This window comes from Sphingomonas sp. NFX23, assembly GCF_049887795.1.
Taxonomy (GTDB): Bacteria; Pseudomonadota; Alphaproteobacteria; order Sphingomonadales; family Sphingomonadaceae; genus Sphingomonas.
On the sequence record NZ_JAGEKH010000001.1, the window covers coordinates 418,009 to 436,621 of the forward strand.

General features: G+C 60.3%; 16 protein-coding genes. 7 read left to right on the forward strand and 9 right to left on the reverse strand.

What is annotated here, in order from left to right; genetic code table 11:
* Positions 1–69: 69 nt before the first annotated feature.
* The 9 genes from J4O76_RS01995 to J4O76_RS02035 are packed head-to-tail and all read right to left on the reverse strand — an operon-like array spanning position 70 to position 8,763.
* Entirely contained in the window at positions 70–1,746 is a 1,677-nt protein-coding gene (locus J4O76_RS01995) for a GMC oxidoreductase (RefSeq protein WP_426279940.1), read from the reverse strand.
* 53 nt (positions 1,747–1,799) lie between these two features.
* Positions 1,800–2,633, reverse strand: coding sequence for a sugar phosphate isomerase/epimerase family protein (locus tag J4O76_RS02000; RefSeq protein WP_426279941.1), 834 nt, complete (start codon positions 2,631–2,633; stop codon positions 1,800–1,802).
* Entirely contained in the window at positions 2,630–3,211 is a 582-nt protein-coding gene (locus J4O76_RS02005; protein ID WP_426279942.1) for a gluconate 2-dehydrogenase subunit 3 family protein, read from the reverse strand. The genes J4O76_RS02000 and J4O76_RS02005 overlap by 4 nt, the downstream gene beginning before the upstream one ends.
* A complete protein-coding gene (locus tag J4O76_RS02010; RefSeq protein WP_426279943.1) occupies positions 3,208–4,026 on the reverse strand; it encodes a 3-keto-disaccharide hydrolase in 819 nt (272 codons plus the stop codon). Before J4O76_RS02010 ends, J4O76_RS02005 begins: the two co-directional genes overlap by 4 nt.
* A gap of 11 nt (positions 4,027–4,037) precedes the next feature.
* Positions 4,038–4,949: a hydroxypyruvate isomerase family protein gene (locus J4O76_RS02015; protein ID WP_426279944.1), complete on the reverse strand. Its 912-nt coding sequence runs from the start codon at positions 4,947–4,949 to the stop codon at positions 4,038–4,040.
* 13 nt (positions 4,950–4,962) lie between these two features.
* Positions 4,963–5,349 carry a c-type cytochrome gene (locus J4O76_RS02020; protein ID WP_426279945.1) on the reverse strand — a complete coding sequence of 129 codons (387 nt, stop codon included), beginning with the start codon at positions 5,347–5,349 and terminating at the stop codon, positions 4,963–4,965.
* Positions 5,346–6,491 (reverse strand): Gfo/Idh/MocA family protein, encoded by a 1,146-nt coding sequence (locus tag J4O76_RS02025; RefSeq protein ID WP_426279946.1) that lies wholly within the window; start codon positions 6,489–6,491, stop codon positions 5,346–5,348. Before J4O76_RS02025 ends, J4O76_RS02020 begins: the two co-directional genes overlap by 4 nt.
* Complete coding sequence (locus J4O76_RS02030; RefSeq protein WP_426279947.1) at positions 6,488–7,552, reverse strand: sugar phosphate isomerase/epimerase family protein; 1,065 nt, start codon at positions 7,550–7,552, stop codon at positions 6,488–6,490. The genes J4O76_RS02025 and J4O76_RS02030 overlap by 4 nt, the downstream gene beginning before the upstream one ends.
* Positions 7,549–8,763: an MFS transporter gene (locus J4O76_RS02035; RefSeq protein ID WP_426279948.1), complete on the reverse strand. Its 1,215-nt coding sequence runs from the start codon at positions 8,761–8,763 to the stop codon at positions 7,549–7,551. The genes J4O76_RS02030 and J4O76_RS02035 overlap by 4 nt, the downstream gene beginning before the upstream one ends.
* Positions 8,764–8,924: 161 nt before the next feature.
* Here J4O76_RS02035 and J4O76_RS02040 point away from each other — a divergent pair, with 161 nt between their 5' ends.
* From J4O76_RS02040 to J4O76_RS02070, 7 genes are all read left to right on the forward strand, one after another.
* A complete protein-coding gene (locus tag J4O76_RS02040) occupies positions 8,925–9,932 on the forward strand; it encodes a LacI family DNA-binding transcriptional regulator (RefSeq protein ID WP_426279949.1) in 1,008 nt (335 codons plus the stop codon).
* 535 nt (positions 9,933–10,467) lie between these two features.
* Entirely contained in the window at positions 10,468–11,211 is a 744-nt protein-coding gene (locus J4O76_RS02045; RefSeq protein ID WP_426279950.1) for a hypothetical protein, read from the forward strand.
* Between the two features lie 477 nt (positions 11,212–11,688).
* Positions 11,689–13,272 (forward strand): trypsin-like peptidase domain-containing protein, encoded by a 1,584-nt coding sequence (locus J4O76_RS02050; RefSeq protein WP_426279951.1) that lies wholly within the window; start codon positions 11,689–11,691, stop codon positions 13,270–13,272.
* Positions 13,273–13,662: 390 nt separating this feature from the next.
* On the forward strand, positions 13,663–14,850 hold the full coding sequence (locus tag J4O76_RS02055) for an N-6 DNA methylase (protein WP_426279952.1): 1,188 nt from the start codon (positions 13,663–13,665) through the stop codon (positions 14,848–14,850).
* Positions 14,851–15,075: 225 nt separating this feature from the next.
* Positions 15,076–15,837, forward strand: coding sequence for a phosphoribosyltransferase-like protein (locus J4O76_RS02060; protein WP_426280393.1), 762 nt, complete (start codon positions 15,076–15,078; stop codon positions 15,835–15,837).
* Positions 15,810–17,687 (forward strand): hypothetical protein, encoded by a 1,878-nt coding sequence (locus J4O76_RS02065; protein ID WP_426279953.1) that lies wholly within the window; start codon positions 15,810–15,812, stop codon positions 17,685–17,687. Before J4O76_RS02060 ends, J4O76_RS02065 begins: the two co-directional genes overlap by 28 nt.
* Positions 17,674–18,612: a hypothetical protein gene (locus J4O76_RS02070; RefSeq protein ID WP_426279954.1), complete on the forward strand. Its 939-nt coding sequence runs from the start codon at positions 17,674–17,676 to the stop codon at positions 18,610–18,612. Before J4O76_RS02065 ends, J4O76_RS02070 begins: the two co-directional genes overlap by 14 nt.
* Position 18,613 lies beyond the last annotated feature (1 nt).

Here is an 18,613-nt window from a genome sequence, read left to right on the forward strand (position 1 = left end):
CCTGCCTCGCCAAGCGCCAGTCATGAACCGCGGTGGGGACGACGCGTGAGCAGCTTGACCGCCTCGCGCCTAAGCCTTTCTCAGCGATTTGACCGCATGATCGGCGGCGCGCGCGGTCAGGGCCATGAAGGTCAGCGACGGGTTCACGCACGAGATCGATGCCATCTGCGCGCCGTCGGTGACGTAGAGGTTCGACGCAGCGTGCGCCTGACTCCATTCGTTGAGCACCGAGGTGCGCGGGTCGCGGCCCATGCGAGCACCGCCCATTTCGTGGATCGCGTCGCCGGGGACGTGCTCGCTCTCCGAACTCTTGACGTTGGTCAGCCCCGCTCCTTTCAGCATCGCCTCGCCCTGCGCCCGTGCGTCGGTCATCATCTTCAGTTCGTTGTCGCGGAAGCGGACGTCGAAGCGGACGAGCGGGACACCGAACCGGTCGACCTTGCTGGCGTGTAGCGAAACCTTGTTGTCGGCATAGGGCAGGCATTCGCCGAACGCGCCCATGCTGAAGCGCCAAGGCGCGTATTTGCGCATGCCCTGCTTCATCGATGCACCGAACCCGACCGGCGCGGCGGGATTGCGATACGCGCTGCCCTGATAGCCATAGCCACGCTTGAAGCCGACGCCCTCGTCGCCGCCGATATTGCGGAAACGCGGCACGTAGACGCCGCCCGGACGACGACCGAATTCGATGAACTCCTCCATGCCCGGGATATCGCCTTCGATCCCGACGCGGAAGATGTGGTCCATCACGTAGCGGCCGAGCGTGCCGCTCTCGTCGAAATAGCTGCGGTCGCTGCCCGGTGCTCGCGAGTTCAGCAGGATCTGCGTCGACGCGATCGCCGAGGCGCAGAGGAAGACGAGATCGGCGTTGACCGTTTCCGCTTTGCCTGTCTTGGCGTCGATGCAGCGGACGCCGGTGACTTTTTTGCGCGTCGCGTCGTACACCAGGTTGGTGACGACCGAGTCCGACTTGAGCGTCAGGCGGCCGGTTGCGCGCGCGGCTGGCAAGGTGACGGCCTGGGTCGAGAAATACGCGCCGAACGAACAGCCATTGCCGCACTGGTTGCGGAACTGGCACTTGGTGCGGTTCTGGTCGGGCTTGTCCTCGGTCATGTTCGACAGCCGCGTGTTGATGAGCTTCCGGCCCGGGAACTTGGTTTCGAGCCCCTGCTTGAGCCACTTCTCGGCGACGTTCATCGGCATCGGCGGCTGGAATTCGCTGTCTGGCAAATAGGCGAGGTTCTCGCGCGAGCCGGACACGCCGATGTATTTCTCGACATAGCTGTACCACGGCGCGACGTCGTCGTAGCGGATCGGCCAGTCGCCATCGAGGCCGTCGCGTTTGTTCGCCTCGAAATCCTCCGGGCTCCAGCGGAAACACCAGCGGCCCCAGATCAGCGACTTGCCACCGACCGCGCCGGGCCGGATCCAGTAGAATTTGCTGCCCTCGTCATAAGCGTACGGATTCAGCCGGTCGTCATTGTGGAACTCGCGGTTGCTAGGCTGGACATAGCCGTGCTTGGCGATGAAATAGTCGCTGTCCACCAATGGCTTAGGCATGATGTTGCGCGCGGGCACCTCGTATGCGGGCTTGCCATCATAGGTGTAGCCTTCGCCGTGCTCGACCATCTTGCCGCGGTCGAGCATCAGGACGCGGAGGCCCTTTTCGGTCAATTCCTTCGCAGCGAAACCGCCGCTGACGCCCGAACCGATTACGATCGCGTCGAACCTGTTGGTCTCGGCCATGATCTTCCTCTCCTAATATCCTGTGAGAAACGCGCCCGTTCAGAAGCAGCCAATCAGAACCGCAGCGCGCGCAACGTCCGGAAACTCGTGGTGATGTCGGGCAGGTACGGCGCGGGGGCCTGGTCGTTCTCGACGTAGAAATGCCGAACGCCAGCGCTGCCCTTCAGCTTGAACAGCGCAGCGAAATCGACCGTGCCTGCGCCGACCGCCGCCATGCTGCGATCGGGGCGCATGTCCTTGACATGGTAGGCGTAGATCCGCTGCGACAGGCGCTCGATCAGCGTCGTCAGGTTCTCGCCGGCATGCAGCGCCCAGTATAGATCGAGCTCGAGCTTCACGAGCGCGGGGTCAGTCTCCTTCAGCAGCCGCTCGTACAGGCTGACGCCGCCCGGCTTGGTGGTGAACTCGAAGTCGTGGTTGTGATATGCGAAGCCGAGCCCGGCCTTTTTCAGGTCGGTCGCGAACCGGTTGAAGTTCGGCAGCGCCGCGGTCCAGCCCGCTTCGTTGCGATGCTCGTCTGTCATGTACGGCAGCACCACCGTGGTGGCGCCGAGCGTCTTGGCCATCGTCACCGACTGGTCGAACCGCTGGAGCAGCGCGTCGTACCCGATATGCACCGAAGGCGCGGTCAGGCCGAGCTTGTCCATGGTCTTGCGCAGCTGCGCGTGGTCCATGCCTTCATAGCCACCACCGCCGAACTCGACCTCGCGGTAGCCGATCTTCGCGACCTGGCCGAGCGTGCCGAACGGGTCCTTCGAGAAGATGTCGCGGATCGTGTAGAGTTGCAGGCCGATCGCCTTCAACTGCGCCGCGGAGGCGGTCGGCACGAACGCGAGCGCTGCGACCGCGCCGGAGCCGGCGAGCAGGTTTCTACGGCTGAGGATCATGCGGAATACACCTTGTTGACCTGAGAATAGGGGAATGCGCCGTTATACTCGCCCGGCACCGGCAGATATTCGCGCTCCTGCGTCATGCCGATTTCCGACGTGTAGTAACCGGTGACGACGAGCTGTCGGAACGCCTCGAAGAAGACTCCGCCGGACGGGATCTGGTCGTTCATCGCCAGCGTCAGCAGCGCGTCGTGCTGCGCCGCCGTCGCCTTTGCGCCGGGGACCTTGTAGTCCGCCAAGCTTCGCGCCTCGATCGCGTCGAGGCCGGCGAGGATCGGCACGCGGTCGGCCGGCGCGGCCCAGTCGGCGAGCAGCTTCTCGATATAGGCGGGCACGCCCGCGGCTATCGCGCCTGGCGTATCGGTGGTCGGCAGCACGCGTTCGCTAAGCGCGGTCATTAGGGCGCGCTGGGGGGCCGTGAAGACCGCGACGCTGGGCGGCCCTTCGCTGATGACAGGGATCCCCGCCGCCGCGCCGGGGGCCTGGCCGACCCCTGCGGCGCGCGCGATGGGCGCATACAAAGCCGTGCCGAACATGGCGACGACACCGGCGAGTGCTGTTCTGCGGTCGATCATTTACCGTCCTTCTTCAGGTCCTGCGCGATCGCCGCTCCGGTCAGCGGACGGACCCAGATGTTGCGGAACGACACCGGTGAGTCGTGATCCTGCAACTGGATCGGCGCGGCATCGGCGTGCGCGGTATACGTAGCAACCTTGCGCCAGATGGTGGTGCCGAGCATCGCTTGGTGATTCTGGACCAGCACGCCGTTGAGCAGCGCGGTGACATAGGCCGGACGGAGCAGGCTGCCGTCAGCGGCAAAGCGCGGCCGCTCGAACACGATGTCGTAGGTCTGCCATTCGCCTGGTCGGCGCGCGGCGTTCACCAGTGGCGGCTTCCAGCCATAGACCGCGCCGACCGTGCCATCGGCGTAGGTCGGGTTCTGCGAGCCATCGAGGATCTGCAGTTCATAGCGTTGCATGAACCAGATGCCGCTGTTGCCGCGATCCTGCGACGTCTTGGTCGGTGGGTTGGGCGAGCGGAATTCGAGATGCATCTGCACGTCGCCGAAGCTCTGTTTCGAGACGAGGTTGTTCTCGCCGCCGCTCTTCGCGCGTGACGGGATCGTCAGCGCACCGTTGGCGATCGGCCAAGCGATGCGATCGGGCTTCCAGGCGTCGAGCGAACGCCCGTCGAACAGCACCACGGCGTCGGCGGGCGCACCGCCGGGGGTAGCGGCCGGCGCGACTATGGCCGGCGCGGGGCGGTCGGCATCATGGACGTGCCACTGGCCGCCGGGCAACATCGGCGTATCCTTGAAGCCGGGCTTGTCCTGCGCCGCAACTGGTCCCGCCAGCGCTACGATGACGCTCGCCATCACCACCGTCTTCATCCCCATCCCCTTCATGCTGCGTCGATCTCGCGATAGGCGGCGATCAGGCGATCCTCGCCTGCGCGGCCCGCGATCGAATTGCCGTGTTCCATGCCGATCACGCCGGTGTAGCGTTGCGCCTTCAGCCACTTCACGATCGAGGCGAAGTTGATCTCGCCGGTCGACGGCTCGTTGCGACCCGGATTGTCGCCGAACTGGATGTAGCCGATCTCGCTCCAGCAGGTGGCTAGCGTCGGGATCAGGTTCCCCGACTGGATCTGCTCGTGATACAGGTCGGCGAGGATCTTCACCGCCGGGCTGTTCGCACCGCGCGCGACCGCATAGCCTTGCGAAATCGTTTGCATATAGACGCCAGGATGGTTGGTCCGCGTGTTGAGCGGCTCCATGACCATCGCCGTGCCCGACGGCGCGACGATATCGCCCGCGCGGCGCATCACGTCGATCACGCGGGCGGTCTGGATATCGACCGGCACCTTCGGATCCATGAAGCCGGTGACGACGGTCATCCGCTTTGCGTTCAGCCGCTTGGCGACGTCGAGCGAGGCGCGGATATCGGCGAGGAACGCCTCGCGCTCGGCGCCGTCGTTAGCGCCGAGGAGCGGCCGCGACTTCGCCCATTTGGGCATGCTGGCGACGAACACGCCCATCGTCATGCCGCGCTGCGCGAGCGCCTTGGCCATCTGCTCCTGCTCGGCCACCGTTCGCGTTGCCGCCTCGTTGTCCTCCCAGGCGGTGAAGCCCTGATCGGCGGCGTAGGCGATCTGCTCGATCCGTCCGCCGCGACTGGCGAAGCTGCCTTCGTGCGGCGCGTAACCGAGCGAGAACCGTGCGGCGTTGCTGCCGCGACGCTGGGCGGCGATCCCGGCGGGGACCAGCGATGCCGCTGCACCGGCGGCGAGCAGGGTACGGCGCGAGAGCGTCATGCGCGCGGCGCGATCACTTCGCACCCTCCGCCTTGAGGTACGCGATGATCGCGGCACGTTTGGCGGCATCGGGCGTCGCGATCGGCATCCGCGTGCCCGGCACCTTCTTCTGGGGGGCGGCGAGATATTCGTTGAGCGTCTGCTCGTCCCAGCGCAGCTTCGACGCCTTCATCGCAGCCGAATAATTGAAGCCGGGCGTCGCCGCGGCGGCACGGCCGACCACGCCGTACAGGTTCGGGCCGATGCCGTTGCGGCCACCCTTCACGACGGTATGACACGCGCGGCAGGCGGCGAACGCCGGGGGCGAGGCTGCAGTCGATTGCGCGGTGGTCGGCACGGATATCGTGACCGCCGCAACCGCCGCGATGCTTCCCGCGACCAAGGCCATGAGCAACTTCATTCATTCTCTCCCGGATTTACTGAAGTCCATTTCTGGTCCGATGCGGCGTTGGCGATCACCGCTTCGATGAAGCGCATCGTGCGCAGGCCATCGGTCACGCCTGGAAACCAACGGTCGTTGCCATCACCGCGGATCGCTGAGGCGAATGCGCGGTAGAGGTTGGCGAACGCCTCGATGTACCCCTCGGGATGCCCCGCCGGAGTCCGCACCAGCGTGGCGGTCGCGTCGAGCATGCCGGGGCCGCCGGTCCGCACGATCTCGGTCGGGCGATCGAGCCAGCGGAGCGTCAGCGTGTTCGGCTCCATCTGTGACCAGTCGAGCCCGCCGCGTTCGCCGTGGATACGTAACCGCAGCCCGTTCTCCTCGCCCGCCGCGACCTGGCTCGCCTTGAGCACGCCGCGCGCGCCGCCCTCGAACCGGAGCAGCGCGCTGACGTCGTCGTCGAGCCGGCGGCCCTCGACATGCGTGGTGAGGTCCGCCGAGACCGACTGCACCGACAGACCGGAGACATGCTCGGCAAGCTGGAACGCGTGCGTGCCGATATCGCCGAGACACCCGCCGAGCCCGGCGCGCGCGGGATCGGTCCGCCATTCCGCTTGCTTGTTACCGTCGGTGTCGATTGGTTGGCTGAGCCAGCCTTGTAGATACTCGACCTGGACTAGGCGGATCGCGCCGAGATCGCCGCGTTTGATCCGAGCGCGTGCCTCTTCGATCATTGGGTAGCCGCTATAGGTGAACGCCAGCGCAAAGTGGCGGCCGCTGGCCTTGGCGGCGGCGGCGATCGCTTCGGCCTCGACGACGCTCATCGCCATCGGCTTTTCGCAGAAGACGTGGAAGCCGGCGTTCAGCGCCGCGATCGCCATCGGCGCGTGGAGATGGTTCGGCGTGACGACCGCGAGCGCTTCGATGCGCTGGTCCGCGGGCAGCGTCATTTCGTGCGCGATCAACGCGTCGATCGATGGATAGACCCGCTGCGGATCCAGACCGAGCAGCGCGCCGGTGCGCGTGTTGCGCCCACCATCGGTGCTGAACGCCCCCGCGACGAGGTCCCAATCGCCGTCGAGCCCGGCTGCCATCCGGTGGACGGCGCCGATAAAGGCCCCTTCCCCGCCGCCGACCATGCCGAGACGAAGCCGGCTCATGCCTGCCCCTCGGACAGTCCGAGCAGCTTGCGGATCGCAGAGCGATCGATCCCGCTGGCGGCGAAGTCGTCGAACGAGCGCTCGGTCTTGCGAATGATGTGATCGCGGATGAACGGTGCGCCTTCGCGGGCGCCGTCATCGGAGCGTTTCAGCGCGCACTCCCATTCGAGCACGGCCCAACCGTCATAGCCATACTGCGCCATCTTGCTGAAGATGGACGAGAAATCGACCTGCCCGTCGCCGAGCGAACGGAACCGGCCGGCGCGGTCTACCCAGTTCTCGTAGCCGCCATAGACGCCGGTGCGCCCGTTCGGATTGAACTCGGCATCCTTGACGTGGAAGCACGAAATCCGGTCGTGGTACCGATCGATGAAGTCGAGATAGTCGAGCTGCTGCAACACGAAGTGCGACGGATCGAACAGCAGGCGCGCACGGGGGTGGTTGTCGACGGCCGCTAGGAACCGCTCCCAGGTCGCGCCGTCATGGACGTCCTCGCCGGGATGCACCTCAATTGCGCAGTCGACGCCTGCTTCCTCGAACACGTCGAGGATCGGGGTCCAGCGGCGGGCGAGTTCTGTGAAGGCTTCCTCGATCAGCCCGGCGGGGCGTTGCGGCCAGGGGTAGACGTACGGCCATGCCAGCGCGCCGGAGAAGGTGGCATGCGCGGACAGGCCTAGGTTGGCACTCGCCCGCGCCGCCATTTTCACCTGTTCGACCGCCCAAATCTGGCGCTCGGCAGGCTTGCCATGGACTTCGGGGGGCGCGAAGCCGTCGAACAGCGTGTCGTACGCCGGATGCACCGCGACCAGTTGTCCCTGCAGATGCGTCGACAATTCGGTGACTTCGACGCCGTGTTTCGCCAATCTCCCACGAAGATCGTCGCAATAGGTCTTGCTTTCCGCCGCTAGCTTCAGGTCGATCAACTGCGCGTTGCAGGGGATCTGGACGCCGACATAGCCTAGCCCGGCCGCCCATTCCGCCAGACCGTCGAGTGTATCGAACGGCGCCTTATCTCCGAGAAACTGCGCGAGGAATATCCCTGGGCCCTTCATGCCGGTCATGCTGCGATCTTCCTCGTGTCGTCACGGAACGTGAACTGGAACAGCAACGCGATCACCGCCGCGGCGATCGCGGGATACCACCACATATGCTGCCAGTCGGCGATGGTCGGCGATGCGGGCAGCTGCGCGTACAGCAGCGCGCCGATCTGCGATCCGAGCAGCATTCCGACGCCGTAGGTGAACAGCGTCAGCATGCCCTGTGCCTGCGCGTTCACACCCTTCGGCGTGGCTATCGTGCCGGTGTAGATCGCGCCCGCTACGAAGAAGAAATCATAGCACACGCCGTGCAGCGCGACGCCGAGATACACCGCCCACAACGACGATCCGCCATCGCCGATCGCGAACAAAGCATAGCGCAGGGCCCATGCGGCCATGCCGACCAGCAGCAACGGCTTCACGCCGAACCGACGATACAGCCACGGCATCGAGAACATGAACACGAGTTCGGACATCTGCCCGATCGCGAGCGTGCCGCCGACGTTGCTGATGCCGGTCGCGCCGACATAGGGCGACGCATAGGCGTAATACATCGCCAGCGGGACGGAGATCAGCGTCGCGCAGGTCATGAAGATTAGGAACGAGCGCTGTTTCAGCAACCCGAACGCCTCGACGCAGAACACTTGGCGGAGCACGCTCTCGTCGCGGGGCGCATCCGCCGTCACGTTCGGCAGCGTGAAGCTGTAGAGCCCCAGCGCGATGGAGACGACCGCCGCAACGCGGAATATCTCGGGGCTCGCCGATAGCCCTGCCCAGCCGATGATCAGTCCCGCGGTGATCCAGCCGAGCGTGCCGAACGCGCGGACGAACGGGAACTTGTCGGTCCGCTCGCCAAAGCTCTTCAACGCGATCGTGTTCGCGAGGCCCACCGTCGGCATGTAGAGGATCATGTAGCAAAGCAGCAGCCAGACGAAGGTCTGTCCGTTCTCGGGTGTGACCAGCGCCGGGAGCAGGAACAGCAGCACGCCACCGACCAGGTGCAGGATGACCATCAGCATCCGCGGGCTGACATACCGCGCCGCCGCCATGCCGAGCAGGAAAGACCCGACGATCGACGCGATCGGTCCGACCGAGAAGGCGTTGCCGATGAGGTTGCCGATGCCGACGGTCTGCATGACGAGGCCGAGCGTGACGGTCCAGGCGCCCCAGACGAAGAACTGCATGAACATCATCGCGCTCAGGCGGCCGGTCAGCAGACCACCCGATTGGGCCATGCCTGTTGAATATTGTGCAGTGTCCGCAACGGCCATTCGCCACCTCTCCGATCGCAGTTTTACTGCTTGTCGGACATGAAGCTACGGAGCCTCCAATCGAATGTAAAGGATTACATCGGATATATATCGACAGTGCCGACGACCGGATACATGACGGCCTTATGCCGACGATCATCGAAGTGGCCGCTCTCGCAGGCGTCTCGACCGCCACGGTTTCGCGCGTTCTCAGCCGCCCCGAACAGGTGGCCGAGGAAACGCGGCGACGCGTCCTGGAGGTGGTTCGCGAGTCCGGCTACACGCCCAACGTCGCCGCACGCAGCTTGCGGACGTTGCGCGCCGCCAAGATCCTGCTGACCGTCCCCGACATCTCCAACGCGTTCTTCGCGAGCGTCATCCGTGGCGCCGAAGAAGCTGCACGTGACGCCGGCTATTCGGTCGTAGTCGGCGACACGCGGCACGACCCGGAGGTCGAGGATCAATATGCCGACATGCTCTCGCGCCGCGAGGTCGACGGGTTGATCTTTCTCGGCCACCGCCTGCCCGCCAGCCTCGCGCCGCTGCTGGCGCGCAAAGGCACCGCCGCACCGATCGTCAACGGTTGCGAATACAGCTCCGACCTCGGCGTCCCTAGCGTCCACATCGACAACGCCGCGGCGAGCGCCGACGCGATCGAGCATTTGATCGGCCTCGGCCACCGTAGGATCGGCGTGATCACCGGCCCGGAGATCAGCCCGATCAGCCGCGACCGCCTCGCCGGCGCGATCGACGCCGCGACCCGCGCCGGCCTGCGCGATGGCCTCCACATCCGGGTCGGCGATTATTCCGCCGGCTCGGCTGTCGACCAGACCCGCGACCTGCTCGCGCACGACGTCACCGCGATCTTCTGCTTTAGCGACGAGATGGCAATGGGCGCGCTCAGCACGATCGGCGACGCGGGGCTCAAATGCCCGAAGGACGTCTCGGTCATCGGCTTCGACGATCTCCCCCTCGCGCGCTATTTTCAGCCCCCGCTGACGACGATCGCCCAGCCCAAAGGCATGATCGGCCGCCGCACGGTCGAATTGCTCGTAGACATCCTCCGCGGCGGCGCAAGCCCGTCACAGCAGGTTACACTCCAACACGAACTCGTGATACGCAGCAGCACCGCGCCCCCTGCTTTGGGTCTTTGACCAGCATCGAACTCAGCGATTGTCGGTTTCAGCAGGAAGGCGTGGCCCGACATTTGTCTCTTGTGGAGAATCGAGTTGGCGCAGAACATCGTGCGCAATCAGCGACGAGATTGTCCACCACCGTGAGGGAAGTGATCAGTTGACCAATAGAATCCTATATTCGGACCGATAATAGGCGGGATGACTCGATACCGCGAGGTTGAACCTCGCCGCTACCGTCCGGCTGCCATTGTTCGATATCGGCAAACACCAGTTCGAACCAGTTTCAATGATATCGACGATTCTCGAAATGGTGCCGCTTACAGGACTCGAACCTGTGACCCCCGCATTACGAACGAAGCCGTTAGCCCGGACTTCTAACGTTCTTGCTTGGGAAATTCTAGAGCCCCGCACCTTGTAGCCCGCAGAAATCCGCGATCGAAAGCGGACTGCACCGGAACCGCACCGGAGGCGACACCATCGACATCGAGCCCCGCAATCCCGGCTCCAGCGCCGGCCGATTGCCTGCCATCGACTTCCTTCGGGAGCCGACACGATGTCGAATTCACTGCCCGCCGCCACGTTCCCCCGCCCATCATCCGGCGCGAGCAATATCGCCCGCTCGTTTAGCGAAGTCACCAGTGGCATCCGCGACCGCGCACGCTCCGGTCAACCAGTCCGGCGCAACAGTCAGAATGCGGGCGGCGCGGAAGTCGCGCTATGGCGAGCGCACAATATGTTCTCCGCTACGGAGCATAACGCCCGCATGCGCGCCGCGGAGGAATTCGACCACGAGACGAAGCTTCCCGGCAAACGCAACGGCGCACTGGGCGCGATCGGGCTAGAAGTATTGCGCCTCATGCTCCGGATGCGCGGTCGCAAGACCGGGCGTCTCGATCTCAGCTACCAACAGATTGCCGACAAGATACATCGGTCACGCAGCGCGGTAGGTGAAGCGCTCGATCGTCTGAAGAAGTGCGGCTTCCTCGACTGGATCCGGCGTTGCCAGCCTATCGAGGACGCCCTGCCCGACGAGCAGCAAACCGAGCAGATCCCGAACGCCTACATCCTCCTTCAGCCCCCTACCGTTCGTGAGTGCGTGAGGCGCATGCTGCGTCGGCCGAGCGAGTTCGTGCGCGCCGTCGCGGAGAAGCTCGCGCGGCAGAAGAAGATCGACACCGCGACGGTCGACGACGTAATTGCCGAAGTCCAGAATCTCGAGCTGCGCGCCCTGCTCGCGAAGGTCCGCCTTTCTGTTGATAGTGCAAATCCGTTGAGCGGTCAGACAGAGGCCCTGTAAGATCTAAATATAAAAAGAACGCCTATGGCGTGCGCAGTTTGAAGCTCCACCAAGCCCCCGAGGCCCCGAACCCAACGGGTTCATCATCCAGCGACCGCTGGTGAGCGTGCCGGCTTGCGCCGTCCCGTGCATCCTAGGGAGGATGCGCAATTTCGGTGCCATCTCACCTATTTCCGCCGTGTTTGCTGCACGGTCGCGTAAGCGCGGAACGGCAATCAAAACACTTCTTAAAACTTCCGCTCATTCAACCGGTGTCAACGCCCAGGGTACCAGCAATCAAAGATCATGCGGCCATCGAAAGGACTCATAGAATTTTGGATCGGCACTGGATGAACCGGGCGTAGACTGATAGACCTCGAGCCAACGGGGTCTTCCTTCGCATACGGGTTGTGTAACTGCGACCTAAGAGCGAATGTCTCCACACATCATCACCGCCAGTTTGCTTCGTTTCCTTGGCGGGATTGGAAGGGAGACCTCGTGCAATCCGCCCGCCGCGCATTCGGTAAACTAGTACCTATCCCGATCCCTGCCGAATTTGTCGACGAGCCCACGTTGCTTGCGCACCTAGGGATGACTGCTGCCGAGCTTAAAAAGATCTGGTGGTACCGGGGCGGAATGTATTCACAGTTTAATATAGCTAAGGGATCGGGCAAGACGCGGACGATAACCGCACCTAACAAACGATTAAAGATCATCCAAGGCAAGCTTATGCCTCTAATCGATCGGCTATACAGGGTCCGTAGCCCTGTCCACGGCTTCGTTACCGATAGATCGGTAAAAACGAACGCTATTTCACATGGAAACCGGCGCTACGTTGTAAACCTGGACTTCAAAGACTTCTTTCCGACTATCACGGAAAATAGAATCGTCGGCCTCCTTCGGTCATTGGGAATTGATCGCCGCGTCGCTGAAATTGTCGCCCGCCTGTGTTGCTTTAATGGACATCTGCCGCAAGGCGCGTCGACAAGCCCGGTGCTATCCAACATGATCTGCTATCGTCTCGATAGAGACCTGCAGCAAATCGCGAAAGAGTCGCGGGCCATCTATACCCGCTATGCCGACGACCTCACATTCTCGAGCTATCAGCCGCCTGCGCCGATATTCGACGGCGTGATACCGACCGTCGGCCGCTTTTCTCCAGATCTGCTCTCAACGGAGCTGAAAGCGACGATCGGCGGCAACGGCTTCATCGTGCATCCAGACAAAGCACATTATGCGGATAGAAACTCTCGTCGAATGGTTACTGGCGTCAAAATTAACGCTGGGTTAAATGTTGACAGGCGCTACATCCGTCGAATTCGCGCTCTCCTACATAGCATTGAAATCTTCGGCCTCACTGACGCCGAAATTTTCTACATCTCGTCCGGGGGAAAGGGGACGCTGGCAAACCATCTTCGCGGCAAGATCTCTTATATCGCGCACCTCAAGGGTCAGACTGATCCAGTCGTGCGATCGCTCACTCAGCGCTATAACAAAAGCTTCTCTGGAAACTCGATCAAATTGAGCCCCACGAACGAGGAACGGCGCGACCGTGCTGTATGGGTTGTTGATCATCCGGAGCAGAATGGCTCTGCCTTCTTTCTGAAGGGTTTTGGCCTGGTAACCGCGGCACACTGCGTTCGAAACGTTGCGCAGGTCCAAGTGCTGCACCCTTCAAAACACACGACTAAATTTTCTGCCAAGGTCCTGCATTATGACAAGAACAGGGACCTCGCCATTTTAGATCATTCCAATATTCCTGAACTTGAATACTACGAGCTAGCGAGCGCGCCAGTACCGGCTGCGATCGGCGACGTGGTCACGGCAATCGGCTACCCTGACTGGGGCCTGGGCGAAAGGTTCAACGTCCGGCCCGGCACCGTTAGTTCACTCACAGCGCGGGGCGGGGTGCAGCTGCTTGAGGTGACGCAGCAGCTCATGCAGGGTATGTCCGGCGGTCCAATTTTAAATGCGAATGGAGAGGTCGTTGGCATCGTTCACAAAGGGGGGCCTGCAGAAGGTCGGCAGTTCGCGGTCCGCCTAAGCGAACTCGACGTGTCATTAGCGAAGGCAGCGAACTGATGGCTGAGTTCGCGCCGCCTAGCGGCACCGAACTCAACAAATGCCCCTGCGAAGCATCTGCCTGCTTGCGAGTGACAGGGTTTGAACGAAGCGCACCTAATCGCACCGGCGTATAAGCCTGGAAAAGGGTAGCGCGGACTAGGATCTAGGCCGCTTTCCTTCCGTGGCTCGATCGCACCGTTTGCGATACAAAAAGAACGCGGGCGAGGCGGGGGGAATAGCATGTTTCTCGGGGGCACGGGTTTGGAAGGGGGCATCAAACCGCAACTATCAGTTCTGGATGATGCCGCCATGAAATGCCCGCCCATCCGTCCTCGCTGCTGGGTCTAACGAAAGGTGGTACCCGCCTGATCCTTGGAGTAGACGATCGTACATCAGGAGCGAGATGCGATGACAGATGTACGGCACTGTAGGTTCGACAGCCCAGCTTGGTTGGGTGAGGTGTTGATCGACAGCCTCGAGGACCTTTCGCCGGCATCCATCCTGGACCTAGGCTGCGGAGGGGGCGCGCTTTCGGTTGCCGCACTCCGACGTTGGCCTGGACGGGAGCTAATGACAGTCGACGTTGACGCCGCCGTTGAGGCAGAAATGAATCGCATAATCTCGCCACATCAAGGGGTAGTTCACCGACACGTTACTGCAGACGTTCTACACCATACCTTCGACTCGCTTGCTACCTGTGGTACGAAGCCAATAGACCTAGTCATTTCCAATCCTCCGTATCGCGCGGCGGAGTGGTCACCTGCATATGAAGGTATCCTTAGAGCTGCTGGCTTGCCGGCCCCTTCCGCGGTGATTGGCGACATCGCGGCGGATTTAATATTCGTCGCTCGGGCAATGACACTCGTTAGGCCGGGTGGTTGCCTGGGACTCATACTGCCAGACTCTCTAATTTCTGCTCAAAAGACACAACCCTTTCGGGAATGCTTACTTCGATCTCATCGAGTAAGCCGTGTTGTTCAGCTTCCGCGACGTGCCTTCAAAAACACAGATGCCCAAACTTTTATCGTGATAGTTGAGCGGGGTGGTACCGGATCTAAGGTAAGGCTGGACCGGATTAATACACTCGGTGAATGGGCAGAGCCCGTCATCATCGATCCCGAGGTCGCTACGGTACGGCTCGATTATGCATATCACGACAAAGACGCGCAGATAAGCTGGCCGGGATGCACCAGTCTGCGCGAATTGGGGGTTGAGATCCGCCGGGGCAATTTAAGCTCCCTAGAAGCATCTGCTTCCGCAGAACCAACTTTTCATTCTAGCGATTTTTCTTCCACGGCAGGAGGGAAGGTTCGACTGCCGCGCGCCGGGAAAGCCCTAGCCGACGTAAGTGCTGTCGCTGGCGACATTCTGCTAGCTCGCGTCGACCGTAATTTGGAACGCAAAATCGCGATCGTTGCATCAGGAAGCGCACGTCTCACTGATTGTGTATTGAGGATCCGGTGCAAGCCGGAGCTAGCCGGTCGTATCCGTAAAGGCCTACTTTCGCCGGAAGGGCAGTCGCAGCTCACGAGTAAAACAAGGGGGACTGGCGCTCGCCATATCTCAGTGGCTTCGTTGATGCAGATCGTCGTTTAGCAGAAGCGTCTGCTTTTGTACCAATATGTCCGAGTATCAGCTTGTGCGGGAGGAATAGGAAGCTAGACGACGACCATGTCGAATCTCAATCAGTTGGCCGATGAGTTTCAGGTCTTGGACGCCTGTGATCGCTTGATCGATCTAGCTATCTGGCCGCGCGGAAAAATTGAATACCGAGGCTGGCTTCAAAATTTCGAGCGAGCGGATCGACCGCTTGCTGTGCAGATGTTAAGCCGATTCACTTTCCTTTCTCATGCTCTCGTAGATCGGTTGTTCGTCTCCGCCTTTCACGACGTTTCAAACTATGTGGGTCGGCGCGGCGAAGATTTTCCTACCCGACAGGCGAGATGGCAAGCTTTCTGCGATCAGGCGATCGTTGTACCGGTGATGGGCGAGAGGCCAAACCCTTCTGACAGTGGATGGGGTTTTGCGCGAAAGGCCCGGCAACTGCTGGGTATTGCTGAGGGAAAGCTGATGCAACCCCAGGAGGCCGTTGAGGCTATAGCGAATGGCTCAACCGCTCCGGTCGTATTTGTCGACGACTTCGTAGGATCTGGTGATCAATTTCTACGCACTTGGCGGCGAAAGCACGAGACAGCCGTTGGCACACGGTCTTTTGCTCAGTTAAGCGGGGCGTCACCTATCTTTTACTGTAACGTATTTATGACCCAGTACGGCAGGGACCGGATCACGCTTAACGCACCGACCGTGCGATTACTGACAGGTAATATGATTCCATTAGACCACAACCATGCCCGTTGCGATTCTGTGATATGGCCGGCGGGCCAGGTTACGAACGGAATACGGCTAGCGCGCCGGATTGGGCATTCCTTAGGGTACAACGCCATAAACGGAGGCTTACGGGACTGGCGAGGTTATCATAGATTGGGGTTAGGTGTTGCGATGGAGGACTCGGTGCCAGACGCTAATCTTCCCTTATTTTTCGAGGATGCCAACGGATGGCAACCCTTGGTGCGCCGGTCATGAGCGAAAAAATTGAGAACGCCGATCTCGCAGAGCTCTTTGGTATCTACCGTGCTGAATTACTCAGCGATGCTCTCTTCAAAATATTCAGCAGGCCAACATATTTTCCGGAGTTGGAAACCGCCAGGCCCTGCGTACTGGTGGGCGGTCGAGGCACTGGGAAGACCACGGTTCTGCGATGCCTGTCCTACGAAGGCAAGTTCATGCTCGAGGGCGAAAATACATCACGCATTAGCGAATGGAAGTACTACGGCTTTTACTACAAAGTAAACACTAATAGCGTACGGGTTTTTCAGGGTGATGAGCTAAATGAAAGGCAATGGCAGAAGCTTTTTGCGCATTACCTCAATCTTCTTATGTGTGGGCGCATTGTAGAATTTCTGGAATGGCACCGATCCCTACATCCGAACGTCGAGACACTTACAGAAGTCCAGTGCCTTAATCTTTCGGAAGGCCTGTATTGCGAGTCCACAGGCACACAAGATGGACTATTAGTATCGATTCAGAAGGGTATTCGCCGCTTCGAGTCCTGGGTCAACAATATCGATCCGGATCACCTTCCAAAGATGTCGCTTCAGGGCGCACTGATAGATGATGCCTGTAGCGCCGTTCTTGGCTTACCCCAATTCAAAGGTAAGAAGCTGTTTTTTATTCTCGATGAATTCGAGAACTTGCTCGACGATCAGCAGGAGGTTGTGAACACTCTAATAAAGCACTCCGGTCCTGATTATACTTTTAAGATAGGCGTACGGGAACTTGGGTGGCGGCGACGGAGTACAATAAATCATAGTGAGCAGCTTCAAGCCCCAGCCGACTATGAACGAATTGATATCGGACAGCGTCTAGAGGGTGACCAGTTTTATGCGTTTGCAACCGAGGTTTGTGGATTGCGAGCTGCACGACGGTTTCCCGAGGGCATTGATCTAGAGGCTATGCTTCCAGGCCTTTCAATAGATGAGGAGGCCACGCTACTCGGCGTCGACGCGAAGGCCAGAGAAGCGCTTGCGGAGCTTGAGCGTACCGACCCCGCTGCTGTGCAGCTTGTTGAGGATGCTAGTGATTTAGAATTAGCTTTACTCTTATACTGGGCACATTCGCAGAAAAAACCGGTTGGGGAGATGGCTCGTTCCCGACATGATGATCCTGAGGTTTGGAAGAGCCGTCTTCACAACTATAAAGTTCCTTTACTGTTTACCCTTCGAGGTAGTCGACCCGGAGTGCGCAAGTACTATGCTGGCTGGCGTACATTTGTCCTTCTCGCAGGTGGTAACATTCGTTATCTACTACAGTTAATAGGAGAGGCGTTGCGATTGCAGCGTATTGACGGTGGACTCGCTGAGGGGGAGGCAATCTCCCCGCTTCTTCAAACAAAGGCGGCAATCGCCGTTGGTGGGCGCAACGTAAAAGAACTGGAAGGTTTGGGCGTACACGGTGCCCAGCTGACGCGTCTTGTTCTTGCACTAGGTCGCCTATTTGAAACACTTGCTCTTGAGCCCGAAGGCAAACGGCCCGAAATCACTCGCTTCAACATCTCGGAGGGCGAATCAGTCAGCGAAGTCGAACCCCTGATACAGGCAGGCGTAATGCACTTAGCTCTAGTAAGGCGGGTCTCAAGTCAGCGGACAGATGTAGACCTGAAAGCATATGACTATGCCGTTCATCCAATTTTTGCTGCCTTTTTCGGCTTTAGCCATCGCGACATGCGCAAGATACAGTTGAAGGCGCGGGACATACTGGAGCTTATGAACGAGCCTAAGCGAGCGATCAGGCGCATTGTTGGGGGGGAGCAGCGCCCAGAAAGTCCGTTGCCGGGTCAGCTACGCTTATTTGAGAGCTTTTATGAGCACGATTAGGTTGCGGCCACTGTTCACAACCGAATTTGAGGGGCCGCTAGATTTAGCTCTTCTGCCAGGTGGGACTTATATATATTCCACAGGCGAAGAGCCGCGAAGTAAGTTTTCTCAACATTTACATTCGTCTTACCCAACAACTACATTTGTCAAGGTCACAAGCGAATCAAGCGGATCGTTTTCAACTGATTTGGCAGGCCACGGCGTAATTCATACTCGCCGTCGGGCCCCGATCGAGACGATGTTGTTAAAGCTTCCAGATCCGATCTATCTTGATATCACCGGCTTGGACCACGCGACTTGGGCCCCCTTCGTGCGTGTGTGTATCGAGGCAGGCCGTGAGTTGATGGTCGTATACATGGAGCCAGCCTCGTATAGTTCAACGTCGCAGCCGGACCGGGGCATCATTTATGACCTGAGTGAACGCATTGGCGGCATCCGCCCCTTACCGCAGTTTGCAAAGTTGGAAGATCGTCGTCCAAGCGAGGCTTGCTTCGTTCCACTTCTAGGCTTCGAAGGTGCGCGTTTCCTTCACATGCTCAACGAAGTGGATCCTTCGCATGGAAAAGTTTTCCCCGTCCTTGGAATACCGGGTTTCATGCCGCACTACCCGCTCGATTCCGTTGTAGCGAACGCAGTAGGATTGGAGCAGGAAAAGGCAATCAGGAATCTCTCTTACGCCAAGTCCAATTGCCCTTTCAGCTTATACTACGAAATAGAAAGAATATCCAAGATTCGACCCGATGATCTCCTACGGGTTGGCTTAATTGGTACTAAGCCGCATGCTCTTGGCGCAGTGCTATTCGCAATAGCAAACGACGACCGTACTGAAATTGTGTATGACAATGTGTTGCGCCGAGCAGGCCGAACGCGTGGTGTTCGGCGCTGCCTTGTCTACTCAGCGTCGGATTTCCTTAAGGGGAAATAGG

What these genes read in the sequence shown, in the direction of transcription:
- J4O76_RS02020 (WP_426279945.1), bottom strand. Translation starts at nt 5,349, where the DNA reads ATGAAGTTGCTCATGGCCTTGGTCGCGGGAAGCATCGCGGCGGTTGCG.
- J4O76_RS02030 (WP_426279947.1), bottom strand. Translation starts at nt 7,552, where the DNA reads ATGACCGGCATGAAGGGCCCAGGGATATTCCTCGCGCAGTTTCTCGGA.
- J4O76_RS02035 (WP_426279948.1), bottom strand. Translation starts at nt 8,763, where the DNA reads ATGGCCCAATCGGGTGGTCTGCTGACCGGCCGCCTGAGCGCGATGATG.
- J4O76_RS02045 (WP_426279950.1), top strand. Translation starts at nt 10,468, where the DNA reads ATGTCGAATTCACTGCCCGCCGCCACGTTCCCCCGCCCATCATCCGGC.
- J4O76_RS02025 (WP_426279946.1), bottom strand. Translation starts at nt 6,491, where the DNA reads ATGAGCCGGCTTCGTCTCGGCATGGTCGGCGGCGGGGAAGGGGCCTTT.
- J4O76_RS02040 (WP_426279949.1), top strand. Translation starts at nt 8,925, where the DNA reads ATGCCGACGATCATCGAAGTGGCCGCTCTCGCAGGCGTCTCGACCGCC.
- J4O76_RS02070 (WP_426279954.1), top strand. Translation starts at nt 17,674, where the DNA reads ATGAGCACGATTAGGTTGCGGCCACTGTTCACAACCGAATTTGAGGGG.
- J4O76_RS02005 (WP_426279942.1), bottom strand. Translation starts at nt 3,211, where the DNA reads ATGATCGACCGCAGAACAGCACTCGCCGGTGTCGTCGCCATGTTCGGC.
- J4O76_RS02000 (WP_426279941.1), bottom strand. Translation starts at nt 2,633, where the DNA reads ATGATCCTCAGCCGTAGAAACCTGCTCGCCGGCTCCGGCGCGGTCGCA.
- J4O76_RS02015 (WP_426279944.1), bottom strand. Translation starts at nt 4,949, where the DNA reads ATGACGCTCTCGCGCCGTACCCTGCTCGCCGCCGGTGCAGCGGCATCG.
- J4O76_RS02060 (WP_426280393.1), top strand. Translation starts at nt 15,076, where the DNA reads ATGTTAAGCCGATTCACTTTCCTTTCTCATGCTCTCGTAGATCGGTTG.
- J4O76_RS02065 (WP_426279953.1), top strand. Translation starts at nt 15,810, where the DNA reads ATGGCAACCCTTGGTGCGCCGGTCATGAGCGAAAAAATTGAGAACGCC.
- J4O76_RS02055 (WP_426279952.1), top strand. Translation starts at nt 13,663, where the DNA reads ATGACAGATGTACGGCACTGTAGGTTCGACAGCCCAGCTTGGTTGGGT.
- J4O76_RS01995 (WP_426279940.1), bottom strand. Translation starts at nt 1,746, where the DNA reads ATGGCCGAGACCAACAGGTTCGACGCGATCGTAATCGGTTCGGGCGTC.
- J4O76_RS02010 (WP_426279943.1), bottom strand. Translation starts at nt 4,026, where the DNA reads ATGAAGACGGTGGTGATGGCGAGCGTCATCGTAGCGCTGGCGGGACCA.